This window comes from Paraburkholderia kirstenboschensis (assembly GCF_904848585.1).
GTDB classification, from domain to species: domain Bacteria; phylum Pseudomonadota; class Gammaproteobacteria; order Burkholderiales; family Burkholderiaceae; genus Paraburkholderia; species Paraburkholderia kirstenboschensis.
On the sequence record NZ_CAJHCR010000005.1, the window covers coordinates 221,515 to 244,705 of the forward strand.

The following is a 23,191-nucleotide window of genomic DNA, read 5'->3' on the forward strand; positions in this document are numbered from 1 at the left end:
TCAGGTGCTGCGCGCTAGACCGCTTCGGGCACCTTGCGCGTCTTCAGAAACGCTTCGAGGGTTTCGCCTCGCATGCTTGCGTACATGCCCAGGTTGGTGATCTTCACCACGCGCGCGAATTTCTCCAGCACGAAGAAGCACACGCCGTAGCGGATCAGGCCGATCCAGTCGGCGTTGTCGACAAGCGCGCGCTCTTGCGGCGTGAGACCCGCTGCGTCGTAAGCCGCCTGACGATTTTCAAGCCACAGTGCGCGAGCCGGCGCTTCGCGCATCTGCCAGAAGAAGCGGTTCAGGCGCATCGCCTTGATGCTCTGGCGAATATCGAACGGATACGTGCCCGTCAGTTCTTCGACGCCAATCAGTTGCGGATTCATTGCGCCACCTCGTCTTCGTAAATCGTCACGGCCATTGCGGTGCTCGTTGCAAGGTAGTAATTGCGATGCAACTCGCGCACCTTCGGACCGAGCGCGCCGCGCATGGCGAGCCACATGATCGTTTCGACGCTTTCCGCGCCACCGAGGCGCACGTAATCGACATGCTTCATCGCGGCAAGACGTTGCGGTTCGTGAACGATCAGGTCGAGGAACTCCATGTCCCACTCCGTATTGTTGAAGCCGCTGCGCTCGCCATGAACCTGGTGCGAAAGGCCGCCCGTGCCGACCACCACGACGTCGAGATCTTCTTCATACGACTCGATCGCGCGGCGCAATGCCTGGCCGAGGCGATAGCAGCGGTTCGCGGTCGGCAGCGGATACTGCAGCACGTTGACTTCGACAGGCACGAGCGCAAGCGGCCAGCCGCCGGCGTGAGGCAGCATCAGCGAAAGAGGCGAATTGCAGCCGTGATCGAGCGGACGGTCCTGAAAGATGGTGAGGTCGAACTCGTCGTTCACCAGTTGCTCGGCAATGTGGATCGCAAGCTCGGGGTGGCCTGCGATATCCGGAAGCGGACGCTTGCCCGCGCCCTCGTCCGCGAATTCATGATTGGCCGACACGCCCAAAGCAAACGTCGGGTAACAGTCGAAGAAGAAGCTGTTCGCGTGGTCGTTGTAGAACATCACCATAGCGTCCGGCTTGCGTTCGGCGAGCCAGTTCGCGACCGGCTCGTAGCCCTTGAAAAGCGGCGCCCATGCGGGATCGTTCTGCTTACCCTTGTCGTACGCCATGCCGATAGTCGGCACATGCGAGGTGCCGATTCCACCGATGATTCTTGCCATTTCGTTTGTCTTCCGTCGCTTCGTGCTGCGCGATTGCTGCGCGCCAATCGGATAGGTTGCGGGAAGTCTGGAAACCGTCCTCGCAACCGGCTTGGGATACCAAAATAGGAATTGTGGGGCTTGTTAGGAAGTACGGGTAAACCGCGGTTAGCGGGAAAATCGTCGTTTTTACCAAGGGCATTCCTGACTTTCCGTATCTCGCGCCAGCCCGGAAAACCGTACTCTGCCGGCATAGCTTGGTATCCCGAGTCGGAATGCGCCGCATCTTCACGCGAGTTTTTCGCGCAGCTGCCAATAAACAGAACAGATGCCTACGAAACCAACTCGCAAGTCCGTTTTCCAGGCGTGGTGCCTCGGCTTTTGCGTGGCTATACTGGACGACGTCCAATGAGCAGATGACGATGAACGAAACGACACAGCAGGCTATTGTTCAGACCTTACGCGAGAGAATTCTGGCAGGCGAACTGTCGCCCGGCCAACGCCTCGTCGAAGCGCAACTCGCGCAATGGCTCGGTGTATCACGTACGCCGCTGCGTTATGCGCTAAGCGTGCTGTCTTCGGAAGGACTGCTCGATCGCTCGGGCGCGCGCGGCTATGTGGTGCGCCGCTTCAGCGTACGCGACGTGCTGAACGCAATCGACGTGCGCGGCGTGCTAGAAGGTCTCGCCGCGCGCTCGGTGGCCGAGAGCGGCGTGGGCACGGCGCTCGCCGCCGCGCTCGACGACTGCCTGCGCGAAGGCGACGACATCTTTGGCAACGGCCACCTTCAACCCGGCGACGACGTGCGTTATGCGGCGATGAATGGGCGCTTTCACTCGCTCATCATCGAGGCAGCGCAGAACACGGCGGTTAGCGCCGCGTTGAGTTTGAACGACAAGATTCCGTTCGTCTCGCCCTCCACCATCGCATTCGACGAAGCCGCGCGCGAGCGTCAGTTCATGATGCTGATGTATGCGCACCGCCAGCACCACGCGATTGCGGACGCGTTGAAGAAAGGCGAAGGCGCGCGCGTGGAAGCATTGATGAAAGAGCACACGCACATATCGAAGGAAAGCCTGAACCTGTCCCTGCCGGCATTGCATCTGATCGCGGGCGCCGCATGACGCGCGACGCATCGCTCGCTGCCGTTAGAAACCAGGCGCCCGGGCAAGCGCCTGCGAAGGCCACGCCCCCCGCAAGCAGCAAAGAAATGCTCAACCTCGCGCAATTGCGCGCATTCCGCCTCGTCGCGGATAGGGGCAGTGCAACGCGTGCGGCCGCCGCGCTGTTCCGCGCCCAATCGGCGGTCACGCGCTCGGTTCAGGAACTCGAGTCGGCAGTTGGAGAACCTCTATTCGATCGCGGTCCTTCGGGCATGCTGCCCACACCCGTTGGCCGGGCGGTGCTGCTTCGCTGCGAACGGATCTTCGCAGAGCTCGAAGAACTCGCGCAATGGTGCTCTGCGCGGCAGGCACGCCGCCGCCCTGCTGCCGAAGGCGCATTGCCCGCCTATCTGCTGAACACACGGCGGCTGCAGATTTTCGTCGCGCTGGCACGGCACCGTCATATGCCGAGCGCGGCCAAAACATTCGGTATCAGTCAGCCCGCTGTGAGCACCGCGATCCGCGTGCTCGAAAGCGGCTCGGGCCTGAGCCTTTTTCACCGGAGCCCGCGCGGCATTCTGCTCACTGCCGAAGGCGAAACGTTTCTGCTGCATGTGCGGCGCGCGTTGAACGAATTGCGCCACGTACCCGACGATATCGCCGCACTGCGCGGCAATATTCGGGGCGCAGTAACGGTCGGCGCGCTGCCGCTGGGGCGCACGCTGATCCTCCCCAAAGCCATCGCGAAGATGAGCGCGGACAATCCGGGCGTGCGCGTGGTCACCGATGAAAGCGCGTATGAAGCGCTGGTGGCGGGATTGAGAGCGGGCGACATCGACTTCATTCTCGGCGCGCTGCGCGAGAACGACTCGACGAGCGGCCTGAGGAACGAGCGCTTGATGTCGGAAGACATGGTGCTTCTCGTGCGGCGCGATCATCCGCTCACGCGCGCTCATGAGCCGAGCATCGCGGATTTGCGTGACGTGCAGTGGATCTTGCCGCGCAGTCATGCGCCCGCGCGAGCACTATTCGAAGCCCAGTTCAAGCGGATGAAAATCAAACCGCCCATGCCCACGGTCGAAACCGCCGACCTCGCGGTGATTCGCGGCCTGCTGCTAGGCACCGACATGGTGGCGGCGCTGTCCGCGCAGCAGTTGCACTACGAGGTACAAGCGGGGCAACTCGCTGTGCTCAAAGTGCCGCTGCACAACACCCGGCGCGATATCGGGCTGACCATGCGCGCCGCGGGTACGCCCTCACCGGCGGCTCGGGCGCTGATCGACGCGATTCGTCTGTCGGTGGTCGACGTCACACGCACAGTCAGTGTCGCGGCAAGTTAGCGGCGGCTTGCGGTGACGGCCCCGTCACGGCCTGCGGCGAGGACCACGTTCAAAGTCGTTGCTAGCCCCGCGGCTCCCATACGGAGGGCGGAATGCCGACCACACCGTCAAACAGCCAGCGCGCGGTCCGCAGCAACGCCGCGCTCAGCACCTCGGGCCGATCGGGCTCGCCGCCGAGCGTGAGTTCGACGGTGAACTCGCCGGTCGGATGCTCGACGGAAACCCGTTTGCGCGTGCCCTCAGGTTCCACCTCCGCAATGCCGTCGCACACCGTGCCGGGCAACACCGCCGCCGTCGCCACGCTGACCGCGCCAAGCACACCAATCGATGCATGGCAGCGGTGCGGAATAAAACTGCGTGTGGAAACCGTGCCGCCGTTGCGCGGTTCCGCGACGAGGCACATCTTCGGCACCGTGCGCGCGCTGACGTCGCCAAGGTTCATCATCGGACCCACGGCAAGGCGGATCTTTTCGATGCGCGCCTTGAGTTCGTCGTCTGCGTCGAGTTCCTCGCGCGTTTCGTAACCGGTGCGTTGCAGGTCGCGCGCTCGCATCAGGACGAGCGGCATGCCGTTGTCGATGCACGTGAGTTCGACGCCTTCTACCGTGTCCTTGAGTTGCCCGGTCGGCAGCAGCGCGCCGCATGTCGAGCCGGCCGTGTCCCGGAACTCGAGCGGAATCGGCGCGGCGCCGCCCGGCACGCCGTCGATGCGCGCGTCGCCTTCATACGTCACGCGAAAGCCCGGCGTGCTGACGGTCGCGACCGCGATCTGCCCGGTGTTGACCATGTGAATGGCCACGCGCGTGCTGCCGTCTTCCGCGTTGACGAGTCCGCGTTCAATCGCGTACGGGCCGACTCCCGCCAGAATGTTGCCGCAGTTCTGGCCAAAATCGACGCGCGCCTCGTTGACGACGACTTGCGCAAACAGATAATCGACGTCGGCGTCCTCGCGCGACGATGGAGAAACGATCGCGACCTTGCTGGTCAGCGGGTCCGCACCGCCGATACCGTCGATCTGCCGCGGGTCGGGCGAACCCATCACGGCGAGCAGCACACGGTCGCGTTCGGCGGGCTCGGCGGGCAAGTCGGACGCCATGAAAAACGCGCCTTTGGACGTGCCGCCGCGAATCATCATGCAGGGAATGCGGGTCTGGGTGCGACTGGACATCGCGGGTCTCCATCGCTAATGGGCGGCTCCCATTGTAGTTTTCGATGGCACAGGCAAAGCACCTAAAGCGGCACGCAATTCCATCTAATCTGTTTATCGGCTGTGCCTGCCGGCGATCCGCGCCGCGTTGCAAGCGGCTTGAAATGGCGGACGCCGAACCGCGCGGCAATGCGTTGACGCAGCGCACATCTGAAACCGCTTTCTCCATACGAAAAGCGTGCTTTTGCCCATCGCCGGGGATTGGCTTCAAAACCGCCTTCTATTCGACCAATTGAAGCTCGGACCCCCGGCGCACACTGACGTCGTGCCAATTGCGTCAGGAGCCTCAGATGTCTTCCCGTCATCGCCAGAATCGCCCGTTCGACGAAAACCAGCCCGAGCCGGGAACGGCCGAATGGACCAACCCTGCGCCCGACGCCGACGCGCAAACCATGCACGGCCTGCACATTGCTTCGCAGAATGTGTTGCGCCTCGCAACGCAGACGTACAATGCTGCGGCGCGCGGCGATGAGGCAGCGGCACACGCAGCGCGCGCGTCGCTAGAACAGCAATTGGGTCTGACCACGCGTCTGATCGACGAACTCGTTTCCGGCGGCGCCGACCAACCCACGATGCACTGACGGCCCGCAATAAAGCAAGGCCAACAGCAATAACCGCAGTTTCCAATCTTCGAGACAAGAAATGAGCGCTTTGACGGTAATTCTCTGCATCTGGGCAATGGTCGCGTTCTGCGCGGTGCTGTTCATCCGCGGCGCCACTGCGCGCATCGAGCGTCCCAGGAAGTCGACGCAAAGCCGTCCGGCGCGCTTTTCAATCGCCGAATAAGGGCTCCGCGGGGCGGCTCGATGTATTGCGGTGAACAATCGGCGCACGGCGCCGGTTGAGTTCCGTCAATCCCTCGCCGGCCACGGCAACCCTTGCGCCGACCAATCCAGTTCGACGCCGATCACCGAACGCTCATCCGCGAACTGTGCAGCGAGCGTCACCGCGATGCACGGCCTACCGCTCGCCAGCGAAAGATACGGATTACTGGCGATCGCAACGCCTGGCAACAGCACGGCATTGCGATAGTACGGCCGATGATCCCAGCGCGCGTCGCGCGGATTCGCCACCGGATGCAGCGAAGCACCTTCCATGCTCCACGCCGGGCCCGGCACTTCGGGACCGAGCTGGCGTCCGGAAGCGTCGAGAATAAAGCAGCTCACGCAACGCTCGAACGTCGCCAGAGAAGAGAACGCGCGATCCATGGCCACGCCGGCACGCAACGCGTCCGCAGCCTCGCGCAACGCCACGCGGTACGGCTCGACTACGGATTCGAACAACGCATGCTGATGCGCGCGGCCTTGCGCGATCACGTCGAAGGCATCGTCGATTCGCAGATGCACGGAGCCAGGCGGCGCGATCTGCGCTGCCGGCCGCCCGAGAAGATAGCCCTGCGCGAAGTCCACGTTCGATTCGACGGCGAGAATCAGCTCCTCGGTCGTTTCCACGCCTTCCACCACCACCAGCATGCCGGCTTGATGCAATAGCGACACGAGCTTGGGCAAAATCGGCTGTTCGGTGCCGTGCCCCGTCGCGCGTATCAGTTCGCCGTCGAGCTTGACGATATCCGGACGGATGCGCAGCAGCCGGTCGAGGTTCGACTGGCCGGCTCCGAAATCGTCGACGGCAATCAGGAAACCGTGTTCGCGGTACAACGCCGCCGCACGCGACATCTCGCCGACACTGCCGCCGTGCGACTCGAGAATTTCGAGAATCACCTGTTGCGGCGCAAGCCCCACCCTTCGCACGATGGCGGCCAGTTCATCCGCATAGCCGTCGGCGACGAACGTGGCCGGCAGAATGTTGAGGAACAGCCAGCCGTCGGCGGGCAGCGACGCGCGCGCGTTGGCAAGGTGCACCGCGTGGCTCGCGCGGTCGAGCACGCCTTCGTCGTTGGACGGCTTGGGCGCGAACAGCACCGCGGGCGGCAGCAGCGTGCCGTCGTCCAGCTCGCCGCGCAGCAGCGCCTCGAAGCCGACCTGCTTCTGATGCGACAAGCTGAAAAGCGGCTGAAAATGCGAAGTAAGGTAATAGTCTTCCCATCTATGCCGCGAGCCGGTCGAGCCCGCCGCGCCGCAGGCGTCCTCGATCAGCGATTGCAGCGGTGCGTCCGGCAGCGGACGCTCAGAGCACACGCGATTCCTGCCCGAATGCTTGGCGCGCAGCAACGCTTCATCGGCGCGGTCGAGCAGCACCATGATGCTTTCGCCGCTGCGGTGCTCGGCCACGCCGAAGCTTGCAGTCAGATTGCCGTCCGGGCGCTCGATCGCGGCAATCGCGCCGCGCAGCCGCTCGGCTAGGCGCAGCGCGCCGGCAAGGTCCTCGCACAGCAATATGGCGAATTCCTCGCCGCCGATCCGGCTCACGCTGTCGGTGCCCGCGGTTCCGTCGAGCAGCACCCGCGCGACCTGGCGCAACGCAAGATCGCCCACCCCATGACCGAACCGGTCGTTCAGCGACTTGAAGTTGTCGATGTCCAGAAAGATCGCGCTAACCTCCCCGCCCTGCGCCACGTCGGCGAGGCGCCGCTCCGCCTGGGCGACGAACGCCCGGCGGTTTTGCAGACCGGTCAGTGGATCGGTGGCCGCCAGTTGAGCCAACTGGTCTTCGAGCATGAAGTGATTGCGCCGGAACCGGTAGAAGCCGAAATGAAACACGACCGAAGTCGGCATGCCGATCGCCGCGATCCACATCCACATGACGATGTCGACGTCGGCCGTGCGTGGCGCGCCGGGCAGCAGCGCGATTGCCGTCGCATAGAAGAGCGCGCTGCCGACGAAAAAATGCGTCGGCGTGAGCCAGAGCGGCGCGGCGCAAACCGGTATCACGACCATTGCCGGCAGCGTCCACAGCAGTGGCTGTTGCAAGCCCGCAACGTTCAGCGCCAGTCCGCCAATGAGCGCGAGTGAGAACGCCACGCCGATTGCACCGAAGGTCCACGTCGACTTCGCGCGCGGGATGGCCAGCACCAGCAAAGCCAGCAAGAGTGCCCAACCAAGGCGGTACGCAAGCGGCGCCGCCGGTCCGCCGATGAACCCGCGCGCCGCCACCAGAGAGAGGAACGCAACGACGGTAAACGCCATTGTCACGGTCGACAGCGGACGCTGATGTTCGAGCGAGCGCCGGTGAAAGCGCTCGCGCAGACTGGCATCGGATGAGTGCGGCGGCGAAGTAAGGAGCATAAGGATTGGCTACGGGGCAGGTCCGGTCACTCTATCCATGTATATCGGCAAACATCTGAGGAATGTTGAGCCTTTCGAAAAATATCCGGAAATAAGTACACGGCCGGCTCGCGCAGACTGAGTGCAACGCGGCGATTGAGCCGCACGACGCTTCGCTCCCCCGATGCGTCGGGCCCTGGCGATCATACCGCAGCCTCGGAAATTAATTCCGACACGAAATAATTGGTATGTGGAAAGCGCACGGCGGCAGAAAAAGGAAAGAGCAAGAGCCTCAATCCAGGGAACGAAGCGGCCGTTAACACGGCCAGGAAGTTGCGATTGGAACAGTAGTTTGCGCGCCACGCATCGCCGACAGAATTTCGTAATGCTTCGTGGTCCTTCCGTATGCAGCAAGCGGCTCGCAACTATCGGACAGCTGACCGAAAGTGGCTAAAAGTTAATCTCTTAAGTAGACTGCTTCAAAGTGTGCGGAAGCGCCTGGTTAATGCGGTAAAACTAACCTATGCGGCCCCGCGCGAATTGCGCGAGCACTGTCCCTGCACCCGGTCGTCGCGGTCTTTCTCAGCCTTTTTAGCCAGTCGGCATCGACGTCCATTTTCCAGAAAACATGGTTCCAATCCTCGATTACCTGCTCGAACGCCAGATGTCACCGCAATGGCGGTGCATGCTTTGCGCCTTGGCCTCGGAGTTCGAGGCGCAGATCGGGCGCGATGAATTGCGTCAACTGATGCACCGCGTGGGCAGCCGTTTTGCCGCGGCCCATCCGCTGCCCGCTTGCGACTCGACTACCGACCTCGCACGGACGCTGAACGAGCGTTGGCAGGAAATCGATTGGGGCTATGTCGAACTCGCCGACGAATCCGACTCGTTGCGCATCGTTCACTATTGCGCGCCGCTTCCGGCGTTCGGCAACGACGCGCTCGCCTGGACCCCGGCGTTCCTGGAAGGCGCGTATCAAACCTGGCTGAGCGCGCTTGGCGCGCAGGGCTTGTCGGTCGCGCAAACCAGCGAGTATTCGCACGACACGGCGCTCGAGTTCCGTCTCGGCCGTCATGCCGCGTGAATGCCATAACAGGCCACGGCCGATCTGCACGCAGGACCGGTGCGCGATCAGCAACATGCAGTCGGGTTGGGCACTGGTTTTGCGCCGCGACCGGAAGCGACGACCGGGCAACGTAAAGCACTAAAAGAATGGCGGCAACATGAGTTCATCAAGCGACATCGAAAAATTATTCGATCACTTCGGCGGCGACGCCAGCGCGTACCAGGAGATCGGCCGCGAGAACGAGGCGCATTCGGCGCGCACGCGCTGGCCGTTGCTGGTGACGCTCGATCTCAGACAGCCGCTGATTCCCCCCATCGGGCAACGCGGGCAAGCCCGGCCTCAACCGGTGGCCGACAAGGCCGCCGCGCTCGCCATCGAGCGTCAGGACCCGGCCGCGCCGAAAGACGCGGCCTCGGTCACGCGCGCAAAGGCACCGCTTTTCACGCGCTCGCATCGGCGCGACATTCCGCCAGTTGCCGTGGCTGCGGCAGCGCCGGACGCGCCGCGCGGCGCATCGCGCTTCGGTGCGCCTGAAACGAATAGCGAGCTTGCGAAGGCACCGGCTTCGAAGGCGGCTGATGCTGCGTCGTCGGCTTCGACCCCGGTTTCACCGGCAACGGGACATGCCGACCCGGTGGCCGCTGTCGTCCCTCCGGCCAGAATCGCATCTGTCGCGCCGCTTGTGCCCGTTTCCGCCATGCCGCCGATTGCGCCTGTTGTTCACAGCGCGCCCGCCATTGCTGCAAGCAATCCGCCCGCAGCAGCGGCGCGAACGTCCGCCGCCGCTCCGGCATGGGCACAAGCGCCGGCGCCCGCCCGTGCCGATCCAGGCGCCGCCCGCACGCAACACGTCACGCCCGCGTCCGCCTCGGCTCGCATGCAGCCCGGCATGTCTACGCCAGTGCCCGTGGCGGCCCAACAACCGGCGTCGATCCTCGGCAAACTGTTTGCCTCGCAAGCGGAAGCCGCGCCACTGCGTGCGGCCGCGCCTGTCACGCAGGCTGTCCCGCTGCAATCGCTGTTCGACCGCCTGCGCGGCACCCCGCGCGCCGCCACGGCGTCCGCGGGCGCCGCCGAACCCGCCGAGCCCAACTCGTGGCTCGTCAACGGCCCGCGTCGCTCATGAAAGTCATTGCGGTAGTGTCCGCCAAGGGCGGGGTCGGCAAGACGACCCTCGCCGCGAACCTCGCTTCAGTACTGGCCGCGAGCGGCCGGCGCGTGATCGCGCTCGACCTCGATCCGCAGAACGCGCTGCGCCTGCACTTCGGCGTGCCGCTCGACAGCATCGACGGCATCTCGCGCGCCACGTTGACCGGCGACGCATGGCAGTCGGTCATGTTCGACGGCGTCGACGGCGTCACCGTGCTGCCCTACGGCGCGGTACTGGAGGACGACCGCCGCCGCTTCGAGGCGCATGTCGACCAGGACCCGCTGTGGCTCGCGCATGCGCTGCGGACCTTGAGGCTCGAAGCATCCGACGTCGTGGTCGTGGACACGCCGCCGGGTTCGTCCGCGTATGTGCGCGCCGCCTTGTGCGCGGCCACCTTCGCGCTGAACGTGGTGCTGGCCGACGCCGCTTCTTACGCAGCGATCCCGCAAATGGAGCGGCTGATCGACACGTACGCGGCACCGCGCGCCGAGTTCGGCGGCGTGGGCTACGTGGTGAATCAGATCGACCAGTCACGCCAGTTGACCAAAGACGTACTCAAGGTTCTGCGTCAGATGCTCGGCGAGAAGCTCTTTCCGGGCGTGATCCATCTCGACGAAGGCGTGAGCGAAGCACTCGCCTGCGACACCACGCTCATTCACTACGATCCGCTTAGCCAGGCTGCCGCCGACTTTCGCGCGTGCGGCACGTGGCTGATGTCGGCGGTCGACGCGATCGCTGTGTCGCCAAGGAATGTTGCATGAGTACGACTCATCCCGAGGGCATTGAAGCGAGCGAACCGTCGCGGTTCGAACGCTTTGTCGACGCGCGCTTCTGGAATAGCCGCATCGTCACCGGTCTCGTCACGCTGTTCGCGCTCGTGATGCTGTACTTCGTTTTCACGGTGCCGCTCGCTTTCTACGAGCAACTGACGTTCGCCACCTGCTGCTTCGTCACCGCGCTGCTGTTTCGCCGCCTGCAAGGCCGTTACGCGACGATGGTGATGATCATGCTCTCAGTGGTCACCTCGGGCCGCTATATGTACTGGCGGCTAACGTCGACGACTTACTGGGAGCATCCGCTCGACGCCGCGTGGGGTCTGCTGCTCGTGTCGGCGGAAGTCTATTCGACGCTCGTGCTGCTGCTCGGCTACTTTCAGACCGCGTGGCCGCTCAAACGCAAGCCGATGCCGCTGCCCGTCTCGCGCAGCGATTGGCCGACCGTCGACGTCTTCATTCCCACTTATAACGAGCCGCTTTCGGTGGTCAAGCCGACCATCTACGCGGCGCTCGCGCTCGACTATCCCGCCGAGAAGCTGTCGATCCATGTGCTCGACGACGGCCGCCGTCCCGAGTTCAAGGCGTTCTGCGAAGAAGTCGGCGTCAACTGGACGATCCGCACGCACAACCGTCACGCGAAGGCCGGCAACATCAACGAAGCGCTGAAGATCACCAAGGGCGAATACCTCGCCATTTTCGATTGCGATCACATTCCGACGCGCTCGTTCCTGCAGATCGGCCTTGGCTGGTTCCTGCGCGACAAGCTGCTGTCCATGCTGCAGACGCCCCACCACTTTTTCTCCGCCGACCCGTTCGAGCGCAATCTCGGCACGTTCCGCAAAGTTCCGAACGAAGGCGAACTGTTCTATGGGCTCGTGCAGGACGGCAACGATCTGTGGAACGCAACCTTCTTCTGCGGTTCGTGCGCACTGCTGCGCCGGACAATGGTCGAGGAGATCGGCGGCATCGCGGTCGAAACCGTCACTGAAGACGCTCACACCGCGCTGAAGCTGCACCGTCTCGGCTACACCACAGCGTATCTGGCGATTCCGCAAGCCGCGGGGCTCGCGACCGAAAGTCTGTCGGGCCACATCGGCCAGCGGATTCGCTGGGCGCGCGGCATGACGCAAATCTTCCGGATCGATAATCCGCTCACCGGCAAGGGCTTGAAGTTCGGCCAGCGGCTTTGCTATCTGAACGCGATGATGCACTTCTTCTACGGCATCCCGCGTCTCGTGTTTCTTACAGCGCCGCTGTCGTATCTGTTCTTCGGCGCGCATGTGATCGAAGCCGCCGCGAGCACCATCGCCATCTACGCGCTGCCGCACATGATGCACGCGAGCATCACCAATTCACGCATGCAGCGCTCGTTCCGACATTCGTTCTGGGCCGAGGTGTATGAATCGGTGCTGGCGTCGTATATCACCGCGCCCACCTTGCTCGCGCTCATCAACCCGAAGCTCGGCAAGTTCAACGTGACGGCCAAGGGCGGCCAGATCGAGAAGAACTATTTCGACTGGGCGATCTCGCGGCCGTATCTGTTCCTGCTGTTGCTGAACCTGATCGGTTTCTGCGTGGGCGTCGTGCATATCTATTTGAACTGGCATACGCGCAGCGTCGTGCAGACCACCGTGCTGAACCTTGGCTGGACCACGTACAACATGCTGATTCTCGGCGCGAGCGTCGCTGCCGCGAGCGAGCGCCGGCAGATTCGCGCGGTGCACCGCGTGGCGATGGAAATGCCGGTGATGCTCAAGTTCTCGACGGGCCGCACGCTCGCCTGCAAAACCATCGACTACTCGGAAGGCGGCGTGGGCGTCGCGCTGCCCGCCGCCATTCAGGTGCCGATGCACGAGCGAGTCACCGTGTCGCTCTTTCGCGGCGACGAGGAATACGCGTTCCCCGCGACTGTCGGGTTCACGGCGCCGGGCCGGGTTGGCCTGCGCTTTTCCGCGATGACGCGCGAGCAGGAATACGAATTCGTCAAGACCACGTTCGCACGCGCCGACGCCTGGACCGGCTGGGCCGAAGGGCGCCAGCAGGACACGCCGCTGCGCGGCCTCTCGCACGTGCTGACGGTGGGCGTGCGCGGCATCGCAGGCCTCTTCGAGCATCTCTACAGCGACCTGCGAAGCTCAATGAAAAGCCGTCCGGTGGACGTCAAGAAGCTAAAAACCAAAGACTGATCTATGCGCAACAGGATGGCGAAGGGAAGCATCGAACGCTCGAATCACGAGCGCAGCGAGACGCACAGTGACACAGACTTGCAGCCACGCAAGGCGCAACGCCCTCGCTTTTCACGGCTGACGCGCGGCGTCGCGTGCTGGCTCGCGTTGCAGACTGCGCTGGCGGCGCCGTTCGCCTCGGTGGCCGAAGCAGCCGCTGCGGCGTCGGGCACCGTCGGAAAGACCGACGCAGCCGACACCGCCGCGCCACGTATGCAAGCCGCGCCGCGAGCGCAGACAACGCCGGCCGCAACGGCGGCTACGAACATGGCCGCACATGCGGCCACCGGCACAGGCAACGGCCCCGCGCCGAGTCCCGCCGTGCCCTACGATCCGACGATGATCGCGCAAGCGCCGTTGGCCACGCCCACGCCGGCGCTCGCCGCGTCGGCGGTAAAAGCGCTGGGCGTCAAGACGCCGACCACCGCCGAACCGGGCACGCTGGTGCCGGGCGGCCGTCGCCAGACGCTCACGTTCGCCGACCTGGGCGCGCTCGATCCGCTGCAATTGCGCGGCACCGACGGTCAGAACGGCGTCGCGTTTTCGGTGCGCGGCGACGAGGTGGTGACGGGCGCGATCCTGCATCTGATCTACAGCTACTCGCCCGCCCTGCTGCCGAACATCTCGCAACTGAAGGTGCTGGTGAACGGCGAGGTTGCGGCAACGCTGCCCGTGCCGCGCGATCAGGCCGGCATGCTGGTCGCGCGCGACGTGTCGCTCGATCCGCGCTTCGTCACCGAATTCAATCACCTGAACGTGCAGTTGATCGGGCATTACACGGCGAGTTGCGAGGACCCGGCGAACTCGTCGCTGTGGGCCACCGTCAGCAATGCGAGCTCGCTCGATCTGACGTATGCGTCGCTCGCCAGCAAGCCTGATCTCGCGGCCTTGCCGCAGCCGTTCTTCGACCGGCGCGACGTGCGGCGCCTCGAACTGCCGTTCGTGTTTCCGCCGAAGCCGACAGCCGGCACGCTCGAGGCAGGCGGCATCGTGGCCTCGTGGTTCGGCGCGCTCGCCGGCTATCGCGGCGCGCTGTTCCCGGCGCAGCAGGACAACGTGCCGCTGTCGGGCAACGCCGTCGTGTTCGCCACCGACGACCAACGCCCCGCCGGCGTCACGATTCCAGCGATCTCCGGCCCGACCGTCGCCGTGGTCGACCGCGAAGCGCCGGCGCGCGGCAAGCTGCTGCTGGTGCTCGGACGCACCGACGCCGAGTTGAAGATCGCCGCGCGCGCGCTCGGTATCGGACAGAACACGCTGACCGGGCAGAGCGTGACGATTACGCGGCTCACCGAACTCGCGAAGCGCGCGCCATACGACGCGCCGAACTGGCTGCCGACCCATCGCCCGGTGCGTTTCGGCGAGCTTGCCGATGCGCGCGACCTGACCGCGTCGGGCTATGACGCCGACGCGGTCCACGTGAATCTGCGCGTACCGCCCGACCTGTTCATGTGGCACACCAAGGGCGCGCCGATCGACCTGCGCTACCGCTACACGGTGCGCCCGCAGCGCGACCGCTCGTCGCTGAACGTGAGCGTAAACAACGGCTTCGTGCAGGCGCTGCCGATTCCGGCCGAGTCCAGTTCGGTATTCGACCTGAGCCATTACTTCGCGCGCGTGCTGCCCGACAAGACGGCCGAGGCTCGCCGCACCGTGCATATTCCGCCGCTGCTGCTGACACCGCGCGCGCAACTGCGCCTGCACTTCTACTACGACATTCCGAATACCGGCGAATGTCATGGGCGTCTGCTGGAGAACGTGATCGGCGCGGTCGATCCGAATTCGACGATCGACCTGTCGTCGTTCCCGCACTACATGGCGCTGCCCGATCTCGCGGCGTTCGCGAACAGCGGCTTTCCGTTCACGCGCATGGCGGATCTGTCGGAAACCGCGGTGATCCTGCCGAACGACGCCGACTCGAGCGACTACAGCCTCTATCTGCTGACCATGGGACGCATGGGTGCATCGACCGGCTATCCGGTGGCGGGCGTGACAGTGGGCACCGCCGACGACGTCGACAAATACGCCGACAAGGACCTGCTGATTTTCGGCGCGCCGGGCAAGCAGCCGCTGCTGCAACGCTGGGCCAAGTCGATGCCGTTTTCGAGCGACGGCGACTCGCGCACCTTCCAGCTGTCCGACATCGTTTTCAAACTCGAGGACTGGTGGCACGGCGAGCGCGGCGTAGAGCGCCTGCCCGCGCGCGCCGACCTCACGCTCGTGAGTTCGAACGGCGACGCGCTTCTCACCGGTTTCGAATCGCCGCTCAAAAAGACCCGCAGCGCGGTGGCTCTCGTGAGCGCGGCCGGGCAGTCGGACGCCGATCTGTCGGCCGCCCTGCTCGACGCCGACGTGCTGCCGGAGATTCAAGGCGCGATGGCCGTGATCCACGGCCGCACGGTCACGATCACGTCGAACGGCGACGCGTACTACGTCGGCCATTTGTCGCCGCAGGAGTATCTGCGCTGGGCACTCTCGTCGCATCCGCTGTTGCTGATGCTGGGCGGCGTGCTCGCGGCGCTGATCATCGCGGCGCTGTTCTACCGGATGCTGCGCTCGGTCGCGGCGCGCCGTTTGAAGGACTAACAGGACTGACATGCGGGTTCGAATCAACAAGAAACAACGTGTGGTACTGGCGCTCTCGGTGACGCTGGGAGTGGTGGCATCGGCGGCGTGCGCGAACGTGCTGAAGGTCGCGCAGAATGCAGCCGCGCCCGGCGCGTGTGGCGACTGGGCCGGCTATCGCACTTTCGTCGAGCGCTTCGTGCAGGCCGACGGCCGCGTGATCGACTACTCGACGCCGACACAGCAGACCACCTCCGAAGGCCAGTCGTACGGCCTCTTCTTCGCACTCGTTGCCAACGACCGCGCCACGTTCGACCGGCTTCTGAACTGGACGCGCACCAACCTCGCGGGCAATCAGTTCGATCCGCAAAACCTGCGCTTGCCGTCGTGGCAATGGGGCAGGAAAGCGGACGGCTCGTACGGCGTGCTCGATCCGAATTCCGCGTCGGACTCCGACTTGTGGATCGCCTACGATCTGCTGCAGGCCGGGCGCCTGTGGCATGACGCGAGCTACACGCAGCTCGGCCAGGCGCTCGCGGCACGCATCGCGCGTGACGAGATGACGAGCCTGGCCGGCGTCGGTCCGATGCTGCTGCCGGGGCCCGAAGGCTTCAAAAGCGGCGGCGTGACGCGCCTCAATCCGAGCTACCTGCCGCTGCCCGTGCTGCGCGCGCTCGCCCGCGAGGTGCCGAACGGTCCGTGGGCGAAGCTCGCCGACAGCGCCTACAAGCTCGTCAAGACCACAGCGCCGCAAGGCTTCGCGCCCGACTGGGCGGCGTGGCAAAACGGCCAGTTCGTGGTCGATCCGAAAAACGGCGACACGGGCAGCTACGACGCGATCCGCGTCTATCTGTGGGCGGGCATGGCGTCGCCTGCCGATCCGCTTGCGAAGCCGTGGCTCGCCGCGCTCGGCGGCATGCGCGCCAAGGTCCAGCAAAGCGGCTTCCTGCCGGAGAAGGTGTCGTCGACCAACGGCTCGGCGAGCGGCGAAGGCCCGCTCAGTTATTGGGCCGCGCTCGCGCCGTACTTCAAGGCGCTCGGCGACGCGCACGGCCTCGGCCTCGCGCGCACGCATCTGGCCGCGCTCGACACCAGCGTGCCTGGTCACGAGCCTGTTTACTACGACAGGGTGCTGGGCTTGTTCGGCACGGGTTTTATCGACGGACGCTATCGCTTCGACGAAAGCGGACGTCTCGTGCCGAGCTGGAGGACCGCATGCGATTGAGCGCCCTCGCGTTGTCATTGCGCTTTACGCTGAGCTTCCCGCTCGCCTGCTGCCTCGCGGCGGCCGCACCCGACGCGTTGGCACAGGTGCCGGCGCAAGGATCAAAAGATCCGATGGGCGTGCTGATCGATCAGGGCAAGTACTGGCAATCGCATCAGCGCGGCGACCTCGCGGAACAGGCCTGGCTGAAGGTGTTGCGCATCGACCCGAAACAGCCCGACGCGTTGTTCGGGATGGGCATGGTGCTCGCCGACCGCAAGGACGGCGCCGGCGCGCAGCAGTATCTGTCGCGTCTGAAGGCGGTCGCGCCGAACTACCCGAGCCTCGATGAACTCGGCCGGCGGCTCGGCGAATCGAGTCTGCGCGACCAGACCGTGAACGACGCGCGGCGGCTCGCGCAAAGCGGCCAGAGCGCGAGCGCGGTGCAGGAGTATCAGCGCGCCTTGAGCGGCAAGCCCGCCACGCCGGCGCTGCAGCTCGAGTACTACCAGGCGCTGTCGGCTACGCCGCAAGGGTGGGATCAGGCGCGTCGCGGGCTCGAACAGCTCGCGCGTGACAATCCGGACGATCCGCGTTACGCGCTCGCCTACGCTCAGCATCTGACCTATCGCGACGTCACGCGCCGCGACGGTATCGCGCGGCTGCAAAAGCTCGCCGGCGACAGCACGGTGGGTGCGGCGGCGAAAAAGAGCTGGCGGCAGGCACTGCTTTGGCTCGACGCGCGGCCCTCGGACGCCGCGCTGTACCAGGCGTATTTGCAAAGCGCGAACGACGACGCCGCGGTCAAGGCGCGCTTCGATTCGATGGTGCAGCAGGACAAGGCGGCCCGTGAGCGCGCGCAGGAAAACGCCTCCGTCGACGCACGCGGGCGCACCGTCGCCGAGGGCTTCGCCGCGCTCGATCGCAACGACGCGGCCACGGCGCGCGCGAAATTTTCGTCGGTGCTGACCACCAGCCCGAACGACACCGACGCGCTTGGCGGCATGGGCATCGCCGCGCTCAAGCAGGAGCACTTCGCGGAAGCGCGCAACTATCTGGAGCGCGCGTCGCGCAACGGCAACCCGGCTCGCTGGAAAACCGCGCTGGATAGCGCGACCTACTGGACCTACACGAGCGACGCGATCGGCGCGCGCAGCAACGGCGAATTCGCGAAGGCGAAGTCGCTGTTCGAGCGCGCAATCGCGATGAATCCTTCTGATGTCACCGCGCAAGTGCTGCTCGGTGAAATGCTGCTTGCGAACCACGACGCGGCCGGCGCCGAACAGGCATACCGGATGGCGCTGCGCCGCCAGGCAGACAACCCCGACGCAATTCGCGGACTCGTCGGCGCACTGGCCGCCCAGGGCCGCGGCGACGAAGCGTTGCAGTTCGCCAATCGCCTGAATACGGAGCAGCAGTCGAAGGCCGGCGGCATCAACCGTCTGCGCGGAGAAGCGCAGGCGGCTCAGGCGCGCGCGGCCGAAGCGCACGGCGATCTGGGCAGCGCGCGCAGTCTCTTCGAAGACGCGCTGCTCAACACGCCCGACGACCCTTGGCTGCGTCTGGATCTCGCGCGCATTTACGTGCGCCAGGGCGCGGTCGCGAACGCACGCAGCATGATGGACGGCTTGCTCGCCGCCCATCCGGACATGACCGATGCGCTGTATGCGAGCGCGCTGCTGTCGGCGGAAACGCAGGACTGGTCAGCCGGTCTCGCGCAACTCGAACGCATTCCCGCCGCGCAGCGCACCGACGCGATGGCGGCGTTGCAGCATCGGCTGTGGGTGCATCAGCAGGCCGAACTCGCCACGCGCATGGCGCGCAGCGGTCAGACCCAACAGGCGCTCGCAACCCTGCATGCCGCCGAGCCAGTGGCGGGAAACAGTCCCGAACTGATCGGCGTGATCGCGGCAGCGTACCAACAGGCCGGCGATCCGAACCGCGCGCTCGGTCTCGTGCGCGGCGCGATGAACGCGGCACCCGGCAACACCGATCTGCTGCTGCAATACGCGGGCATTCTGTCGGCCACCCAGCAGCAAGCAGAGCTCGGCATGGTGATGCGCCGTCTGTCGTCGATGCAATTGACGCCGCAGCAGCGCACCGACTTCGGCAATCTGAACCTCGGCATCGTCATCAAACAATGCGACGCCGTGCGTCAGCGTGGCGACCTTGCCAGCGCCTACGACGTGATCGCGCCGTGGCTCGCGGCGATGCCCGACAATCCCGATCTGCAGGCCGCTCTGGGCCGCCTGTATGCATCGGCCGGCGACGACCGCAACGCGCTCGCAAGCTATCGCGTCGCATTGCGGCGCAAGCCGGACGACCTGAACCTGTTGCAGGCGGCGATTTCCGCTGCGTCCGGCGCGAAGCAGTTCAGCTACGCCGAATCGCTGGCGGCGCAGGCCTTGAACGCGGCGCCCAACGATCCGGGGGTGCTTGCCACCGTCGGCCGCATGTATCGCTCGGAAGGCAAGCTGTCGCTCGCGTCGACCTATCTGCAACGCTCGCTGGTCGCCGCCAATACACCGTTGATGGCGAATGCGCCGCGCAATGCCGCGGCGAGCAACGTGCCGCGCGGCTGGGAAGCGGCGACGCGCCGTATCGGCGCGACGCCGCTGCCCGGCACCAATCCTTTCGAGGGAAAAACCGCGACGCTCGCGCCGACCGACGCCGATAACGCAGCGCCCGGCTTCAATGCTTCTTCGAATGCCGCGCGAGCTTCCCTTCCGTACTCGCAGTCCTCCTTGCCGACACAGACCGTGCCGAACTATCCGCCGCCCACGCAGCCCGCGCCCTACGTCGCCCCTTACTCGGCACCCGCGCAGCCCTACACGCCGAACAGCGCGCCCGCCTCGCTGCCGTACAACGCGCCTCGCCAGGGGGCCGACGCAGGCGGCTACGGCGAGGACAGCTACGGCTCGAGCCAGTCCGGCGCGCCGTTGCAGCCCTACCCCGGCCAGAACGGCCAGGTCGCCCAGCCGCAGATGCCGGCGCAGGCTCCGATGCAGCCGATGCAGCAGCAATACAACCCGGCTTACGCGCAGCAGGCGCCATATCCGCAGCAGCAATACGGCACGCCCGATGGCTATGCCCCGACGCCCTGGCCGATGTCGCCCGCCGCACGCGAGGCGCAGGTCAACGCCGGGGCGATGCAGCCACAGCCGTATGGTTCGACGACAACAGCCGTAGCCGACGGCAAAAACGGCAAAAACGGCAAAAACGGCAAACGCACCGCGAGCAATAAGCAAAGCGCGTCGAAGAACAACCGCAATGCAGCCGGTTACGCTCAGCAACCGCAACCGTATTACGGACAACAAGCCTATCCGCAACAGCAGCAACCGCAAGGCTACGCGCAACAGCCTTATCAGTCGTATCCGCAGCAGCAGGGTTATGGCCAGCAGGCGTATCAGCCGTATCAGCCTTATGCGCCGCAGCAACAGGCTTACGGCAATCAGGGCTACTACGGGCAGCAACAGCCGTACATCCCGCAGCCGCCCAGCGGCTACGCGCAAGCGTATTACCCGCAACAGCCTGGCATGAACGGCAATGGCGCGAACTACGCGCAGCCGAACGTCGCGAATACGCAGACGCTCGGCGTGGCTGAGGAACTGGCGCAGGTCAATCGCGAGCAGGCGAGCACGATCTCGGGCGGCATCGTGTTTCGCAACCGCAGCGGCGAGGACGGCCTGTCCACGCTCACCGACATCGAAGCGCCGATACAAGGCCGCATCAAGGCAGGCAACGGCCATGTCGTGGTGACGGCGACTCCCGTCACGCTCGATGCGGGCACCGCGGCAGGCAACGTCTCGACGCTCGCGCGTTTCGGCGCGGGGCTATCCAACAGCACGTCGGCAGCAGCGGCCGTTGCGGGCACCAACAACTACGGCAGCCAGACGGCGAACGGCGTGGGCCTCTCGGTCGGCTACGAAAGCCGCAAGCTCAGCGGCGATATCGGCGTGACACCGATCGGCTTTCGCGAGACGAACATAGTAGGCGGCGCGCAGTACAACGGCGGCATCACCGACAAGGTCTCGTATTCGCTCGCCGTCGCCCGGCGCGCGGTGACCGACAGTCTGTTGTCCTACGCGGGCACGCGCGACGCCGCGTCCGGCCTCGAGTGGGGCGGCGTTACATCGACCGGCGGCCTTGCGAGCCTTGCCTGGGACGACGGCACGAGCGGTCTGTACGTGAACGCCGCGTTCCAGTACTACGATGGACACAACGTCGTGACGAATACCGCCTGGAAGGGCGGCGGCGGCGTCTACACGCGCCTCTTCAAGGACGCCAATCAGACGTTCACCATCGGTGTGAACACGACGCTGATGGGCTACGACAAGAACCTGTCGTACTTCACGTATGGCCAGGGCGGCTACTTCAGTCCGCAACAGTACGTGATCCTGAATCTGCCGATCGAATGGACCGGCCGCAACGGCGCCTTCACGTATGACCTGAAGGGATCAATCGGCGTGCAGCATTACCGGCAGGACGGGTCGAACTATTTCCCGCTCGGCAGTTCGGGCACGCTGCAAGCGGCGGCTGCGGGCGAGGCGGCGCTGATCGGCAGCAGCGTCGATAGCGGCGCCCAGTACCCGGGGCAAAGCAAAACCGGCGTGTCATATTCGCTGAGCGCGGTGGGTGAATACCAACTCGCGCCGCAACTGGCGTTCGGCGCAACGGCTTCGCTCGGCAATGCTTATCAATATCGCGAGTGGCTTGCCGCGGTCTACGTACGCTATAGCTTTACGAAGCAGACGGGCCTGCAGCCGTTCCCGCCCACGCCGCTCAGTTCGCCGTATTTGTCGCTTTCCAACTAGCGTACGTTGGACCCGCGTCGTGTGTCGGGTCCCGCGGCGGCCCCATCCGCTGGACCGCCGCCACCGCCGCCACGGTCCCTTTAGCCCGCGTCGGGGCCGGTTGCGTATCTGCGGCAATGCTCCAGGTATCCGGCGGCGTGACTGCTCACCAGTTCCACGATGCTTTTCCAGAGCCAGCCGGGTGCGTCGAGTGTCTTCGAGCGGTTCTTGCGCAACTCGGCGAGCCATGCCTTGCGTTCGGCGAAATCCATTTGCCGCGCGTGCGCCTTGCCCACTACCAACGCAAGAAAACGCGCCGCCTTCGTCGCTTCAACGCGAGTCAGTTGCTCGATCGTCAGCTTCATATCCTGTGGCAGCAACTCCCGTATCACCACCGCGCGATCCGCAAGGCGCGCCGATTTCATCCGGTCGCCGAGCGAAGGCGACAGATGCCGCGCGCCCTCCACCACGCGCTCAGCGTTATCGCGCGGCATTCTTGCGCCCGCATAGCGAGGCGCCGCAGCGGGCGCCGCCTCCTTGATGTCGATCAGACACAGATCGTCGCCGTCCACTGCGGCGCCGTCGATGTCGAGCAGCACCGCGTAGCGCAGTCGTCCGAGCGAACTGCAGCCCTTGACCCAGTAAGCGGCGTCGAGCACTTCGACGTCCGCCTCGTCGCGTGCGCCCCGCAATACAGTGGCGAGTGTGGCAACCGATGTCTTCCTGAAGAGCTCGTCGATCTCGCGCCGCTCGTTTTTGGCAAGCGGCCAGAAACGCGAACCGAGCGGAATAGTCGGCTCGCTATCCTCGATACGCTCTTCGGCAAGATGGCGCCACGAGCGCCGCACCGCTTCCTTCATCACGACGCGCACCGCCTCCGGTCTCTCCGCGTGAATGTCGGCCTCGCCCGCGCTTTCGTCGAAGGCACGTTCATAGCCGTCGGCCAGCGCCTCCATCATCTGCACGGTCGTCACACCGGGCAGGTCGGAGCCGCGCGCGGCCGTCGCGAGCGACAGCCCGAGCCGGATCAGATCGTGCGCGGGATTGCCGATCACCGTCTGATCGAGATCGCGAATCTGTATCTCGACCCGGCCATGCGCATCGGCGACAGGCCCGAGATTGCCGGTATGGCAATCGCCGCAGATCCACACAGCGGGACCTTCGGGTAGCGCGTGCCCTTCGATTCCGTCGAGCCACTCATAGAATCTGTTCGTGCTGCCGCGCACATACGCATGCGCAGAGCGCGCCATTCTCGCGTTACGGCGCGCGGTCAGAAGCGGCTGGCGTGCTTCTGCTTCGGGAAGCTTCTTCGCCCGCTTGTTGAGAGACTTGCTGGACAACTTGTTTGTTGCGACGGGCTTCTTCGGCATCGTACGGTCCGCTCTTATCGACATTCGAAGCCG

At 65.1% G+C, this 23,191-nt stretch carries 16 protein-coding genes; 11 read left to right on the plus strand and 5 right to left on the minus strand.

Annotated elements, in window-relative coordinates:
* Positions 1 to 14 precede the first annotated feature (14 nt).
* Positions 15 to 374: a protocatechuate 3,4-dioxygenase gene (locus JMY24_RS16435; RefSeq protein ID WP_128596537.1), complete on the minus strand. Its 360-nt coding sequence runs from the start codon at positions 372 to 374 to the stop codon at positions 15 to 17.
* Positions 371 to 1,216 carry a gallate dioxygenase gene (locus tag JMY24_RS16440; RefSeq protein ID WP_128596536.1) on the minus strand — a complete coding sequence of 282 codons (846 nt, stop codon included), beginning with the start codon at positions 1,214 to 1,216 and terminating at the stop codon, positions 371 to 373. Before JMY24_RS16440 ends, JMY24_RS16435 begins: the two co-directional genes overlap by 4 nt.
* Before the next feature lie 401 nt (positions 1,217 to 1,617).
* On the opposite strand from JMY24_RS16440, the gene JMY24_RS16445 reads away from it, so the two are divergent.
* Together JMY24_RS16445 and JMY24_RS16450 are read left to right on the plus strand one after the other, a co-directional pair.
* Complete coding sequence (locus JMY24_RS16445) at positions 1,618 to 2,319, plus strand: GntR family transcriptional regulator (protein WP_201702441.1); 702 nt, start codon at positions 1,618 to 1,620, stop codon at positions 2,317 to 2,319.
* On the plus strand, positions 2,316 to 3,638 hold the full coding sequence (locus tag JMY24_RS16450) for a LysR family transcriptional regulator (RefSeq protein ID WP_193425478.1): 1,323 nt from the start codon (positions 2,316 to 2,318) through the stop codon (positions 3,636 to 3,638). The genes JMY24_RS16445 and JMY24_RS16450 overlap by 4 nt, the downstream gene beginning before the upstream one ends.
* Before the next feature lie 61 nt (positions 3,639 to 3,699).
* On the opposite strand, the gene JMY24_RS16455 is transcribed toward JMY24_RS16450, so the two are convergent.
* Complete coding sequence (locus tag JMY24_RS16455) at positions 3,700 to 4,806, minus strand: 4-oxalomesaconate tautomerase (protein ID WP_201702448.1); 1,107 nt, start codon at positions 4,804 to 4,806, stop codon at positions 3,700 to 3,702.
* A gap of 329 nt (positions 4,807 to 5,135) precedes the next feature.
* Here JMY24_RS16455 and JMY24_RS16460 point away from each other — a divergent pair, with 329 nt between their 5' ends.
* The gene (locus JMY24_RS16460) at positions 5,136 to 5,426 is read left to right on the plus strand and encodes a hypothetical protein (protein ID WP_128591428.1); all 291 of its coding nucleotides are present in this window, start codon (positions 5,136 to 5,138) and stop codon (positions 5,424 to 5,426) included.
* Positions 5,427 to 5,487: 61 nt separating this feature from the next.
* Entirely contained in the window at positions 5,488 to 5,631 is a 144-nt protein-coding gene (locus tag JMY24_RS16465; protein ID WP_164853758.1) for a hypothetical protein, read from the plus strand.
* Positions 5,632 to 5,696: 65 nt separating this feature from the next.
* Here JMY24_RS16465 and JMY24_RS16470 read toward each other — a convergent pair whose 3' ends face one another.
* Positions 5,697 to 8,030: a bifunctional diguanylate cyclase/phosphodiesterase gene (locus JMY24_RS16470; RefSeq protein WP_201702450.1), complete on the minus strand. Its 2,334-nt coding sequence runs from the start codon at positions 8,028 to 8,030 to the stop codon at positions 5,697 to 5,699.
* A gap of 607 nt (positions 8,031 to 8,637) precedes the next feature.
* Between JMY24_RS16470 and bcsD the strand changes: the two genes are divergently transcribed.
* The 7 genes from bcsD to JMY24_RS16505 all read left to right on the plus strand — a co-directional run bounded on the left by bcsD (position 8,638) and on the right by JMY24_RS16505 (position 21,809).
* The gene (gene bcsD / locus JMY24_RS16475; protein ID WP_128597349.1) at positions 8,638 to 9,093 is read left to right on the plus strand and encodes a cellulose biosynthesis protein BcsD; all 456 of its coding nucleotides are present in this window, start codon (positions 8,638 to 8,640) and stop codon (positions 9,091 to 9,093) included.
* Between the two features lie 139 nt (positions 9,094 to 9,232).
* Positions 9,233 to 10,201: a cellulose biosynthesis protein BcsP gene (gene bcsP, locus JMY24_RS16480; protein ID WP_201702452.1), complete on the plus strand. Its 969-nt coding sequence runs from the start codon at positions 9,233 to 9,235 to the stop codon at positions 10,199 to 10,201.
* Positions 10,198 to 10,986 (plus strand): cellulose biosynthesis protein BcsQ, encoded by a 789-nt coding sequence (bcsQ, locus tag JMY24_RS16485; protein ID WP_128590147.1) that lies wholly within the window; start codon positions 10,198 to 10,200, stop codon positions 10,984 to 10,986. Before bcsP ends, bcsQ begins: the two co-directional genes overlap by 4 nt.
* A complete protein-coding gene (gene bcsA, locus JMY24_RS16490; protein WP_128597350.1) occupies positions 10,983 to 13,187 on the plus strand; it encodes a UDP-forming cellulose synthase catalytic subunit in 2,205 nt (734 codons plus the stop codon). Before bcsQ ends, bcsA begins: the two co-directional genes overlap by 4 nt.
* A 3-nt stretch (positions 13,188 to 13,190) precedes the next feature.
* A complete protein-coding gene (gene bcsB, locus JMY24_RS16495) occupies positions 13,191 to 15,812 on the plus strand; it encodes a cellulose biosynthesis cyclic di-GMP-binding regulatory protein BcsB (protein WP_201702454.1) in 2,622 nt (873 codons plus the stop codon).
* Positions 15,813 to 15,822: 10 nt separating this feature from the next.
* Complete coding sequence (gene bcsZ / locus JMY24_RS16500; RefSeq protein ID WP_201702456.1) at positions 15,823 to 17,016, plus strand: cellulose synthase complex periplasmic endoglucanase BcsZ; 1,194 nt, start codon at positions 15,823 to 15,825, stop codon at positions 17,014 to 17,016.
* Positions 17,007 to 21,809 (plus strand): cellulose synthase subunit BcsC-related outer membrane protein, encoded by a 4,803-nt coding sequence (locus JMY24_RS16505; protein ID WP_201702463.1) that lies wholly within the window; start codon positions 17,007 to 17,009, stop codon positions 21,807 to 21,809. Before bcsZ ends, JMY24_RS16505 begins: the two co-directional genes overlap by 10 nt.
* 80 nt (positions 21,810 to 21,889) lie before the next feature.
* On the opposite strand, the gene JMY24_RS16510 is transcribed toward JMY24_RS16505, so the two are convergent.
* Positions 21,890 to 23,158: a DUF2252 domain-containing protein gene (locus tag JMY24_RS16510; protein ID WP_128597352.1), complete on the minus strand. Its 1,269-nt coding sequence runs from the start codon at positions 23,156 to 23,158 to the stop codon at positions 21,890 to 21,892.
* Positions 23,159 to 23,191 lie beyond the last annotated feature (33 nt).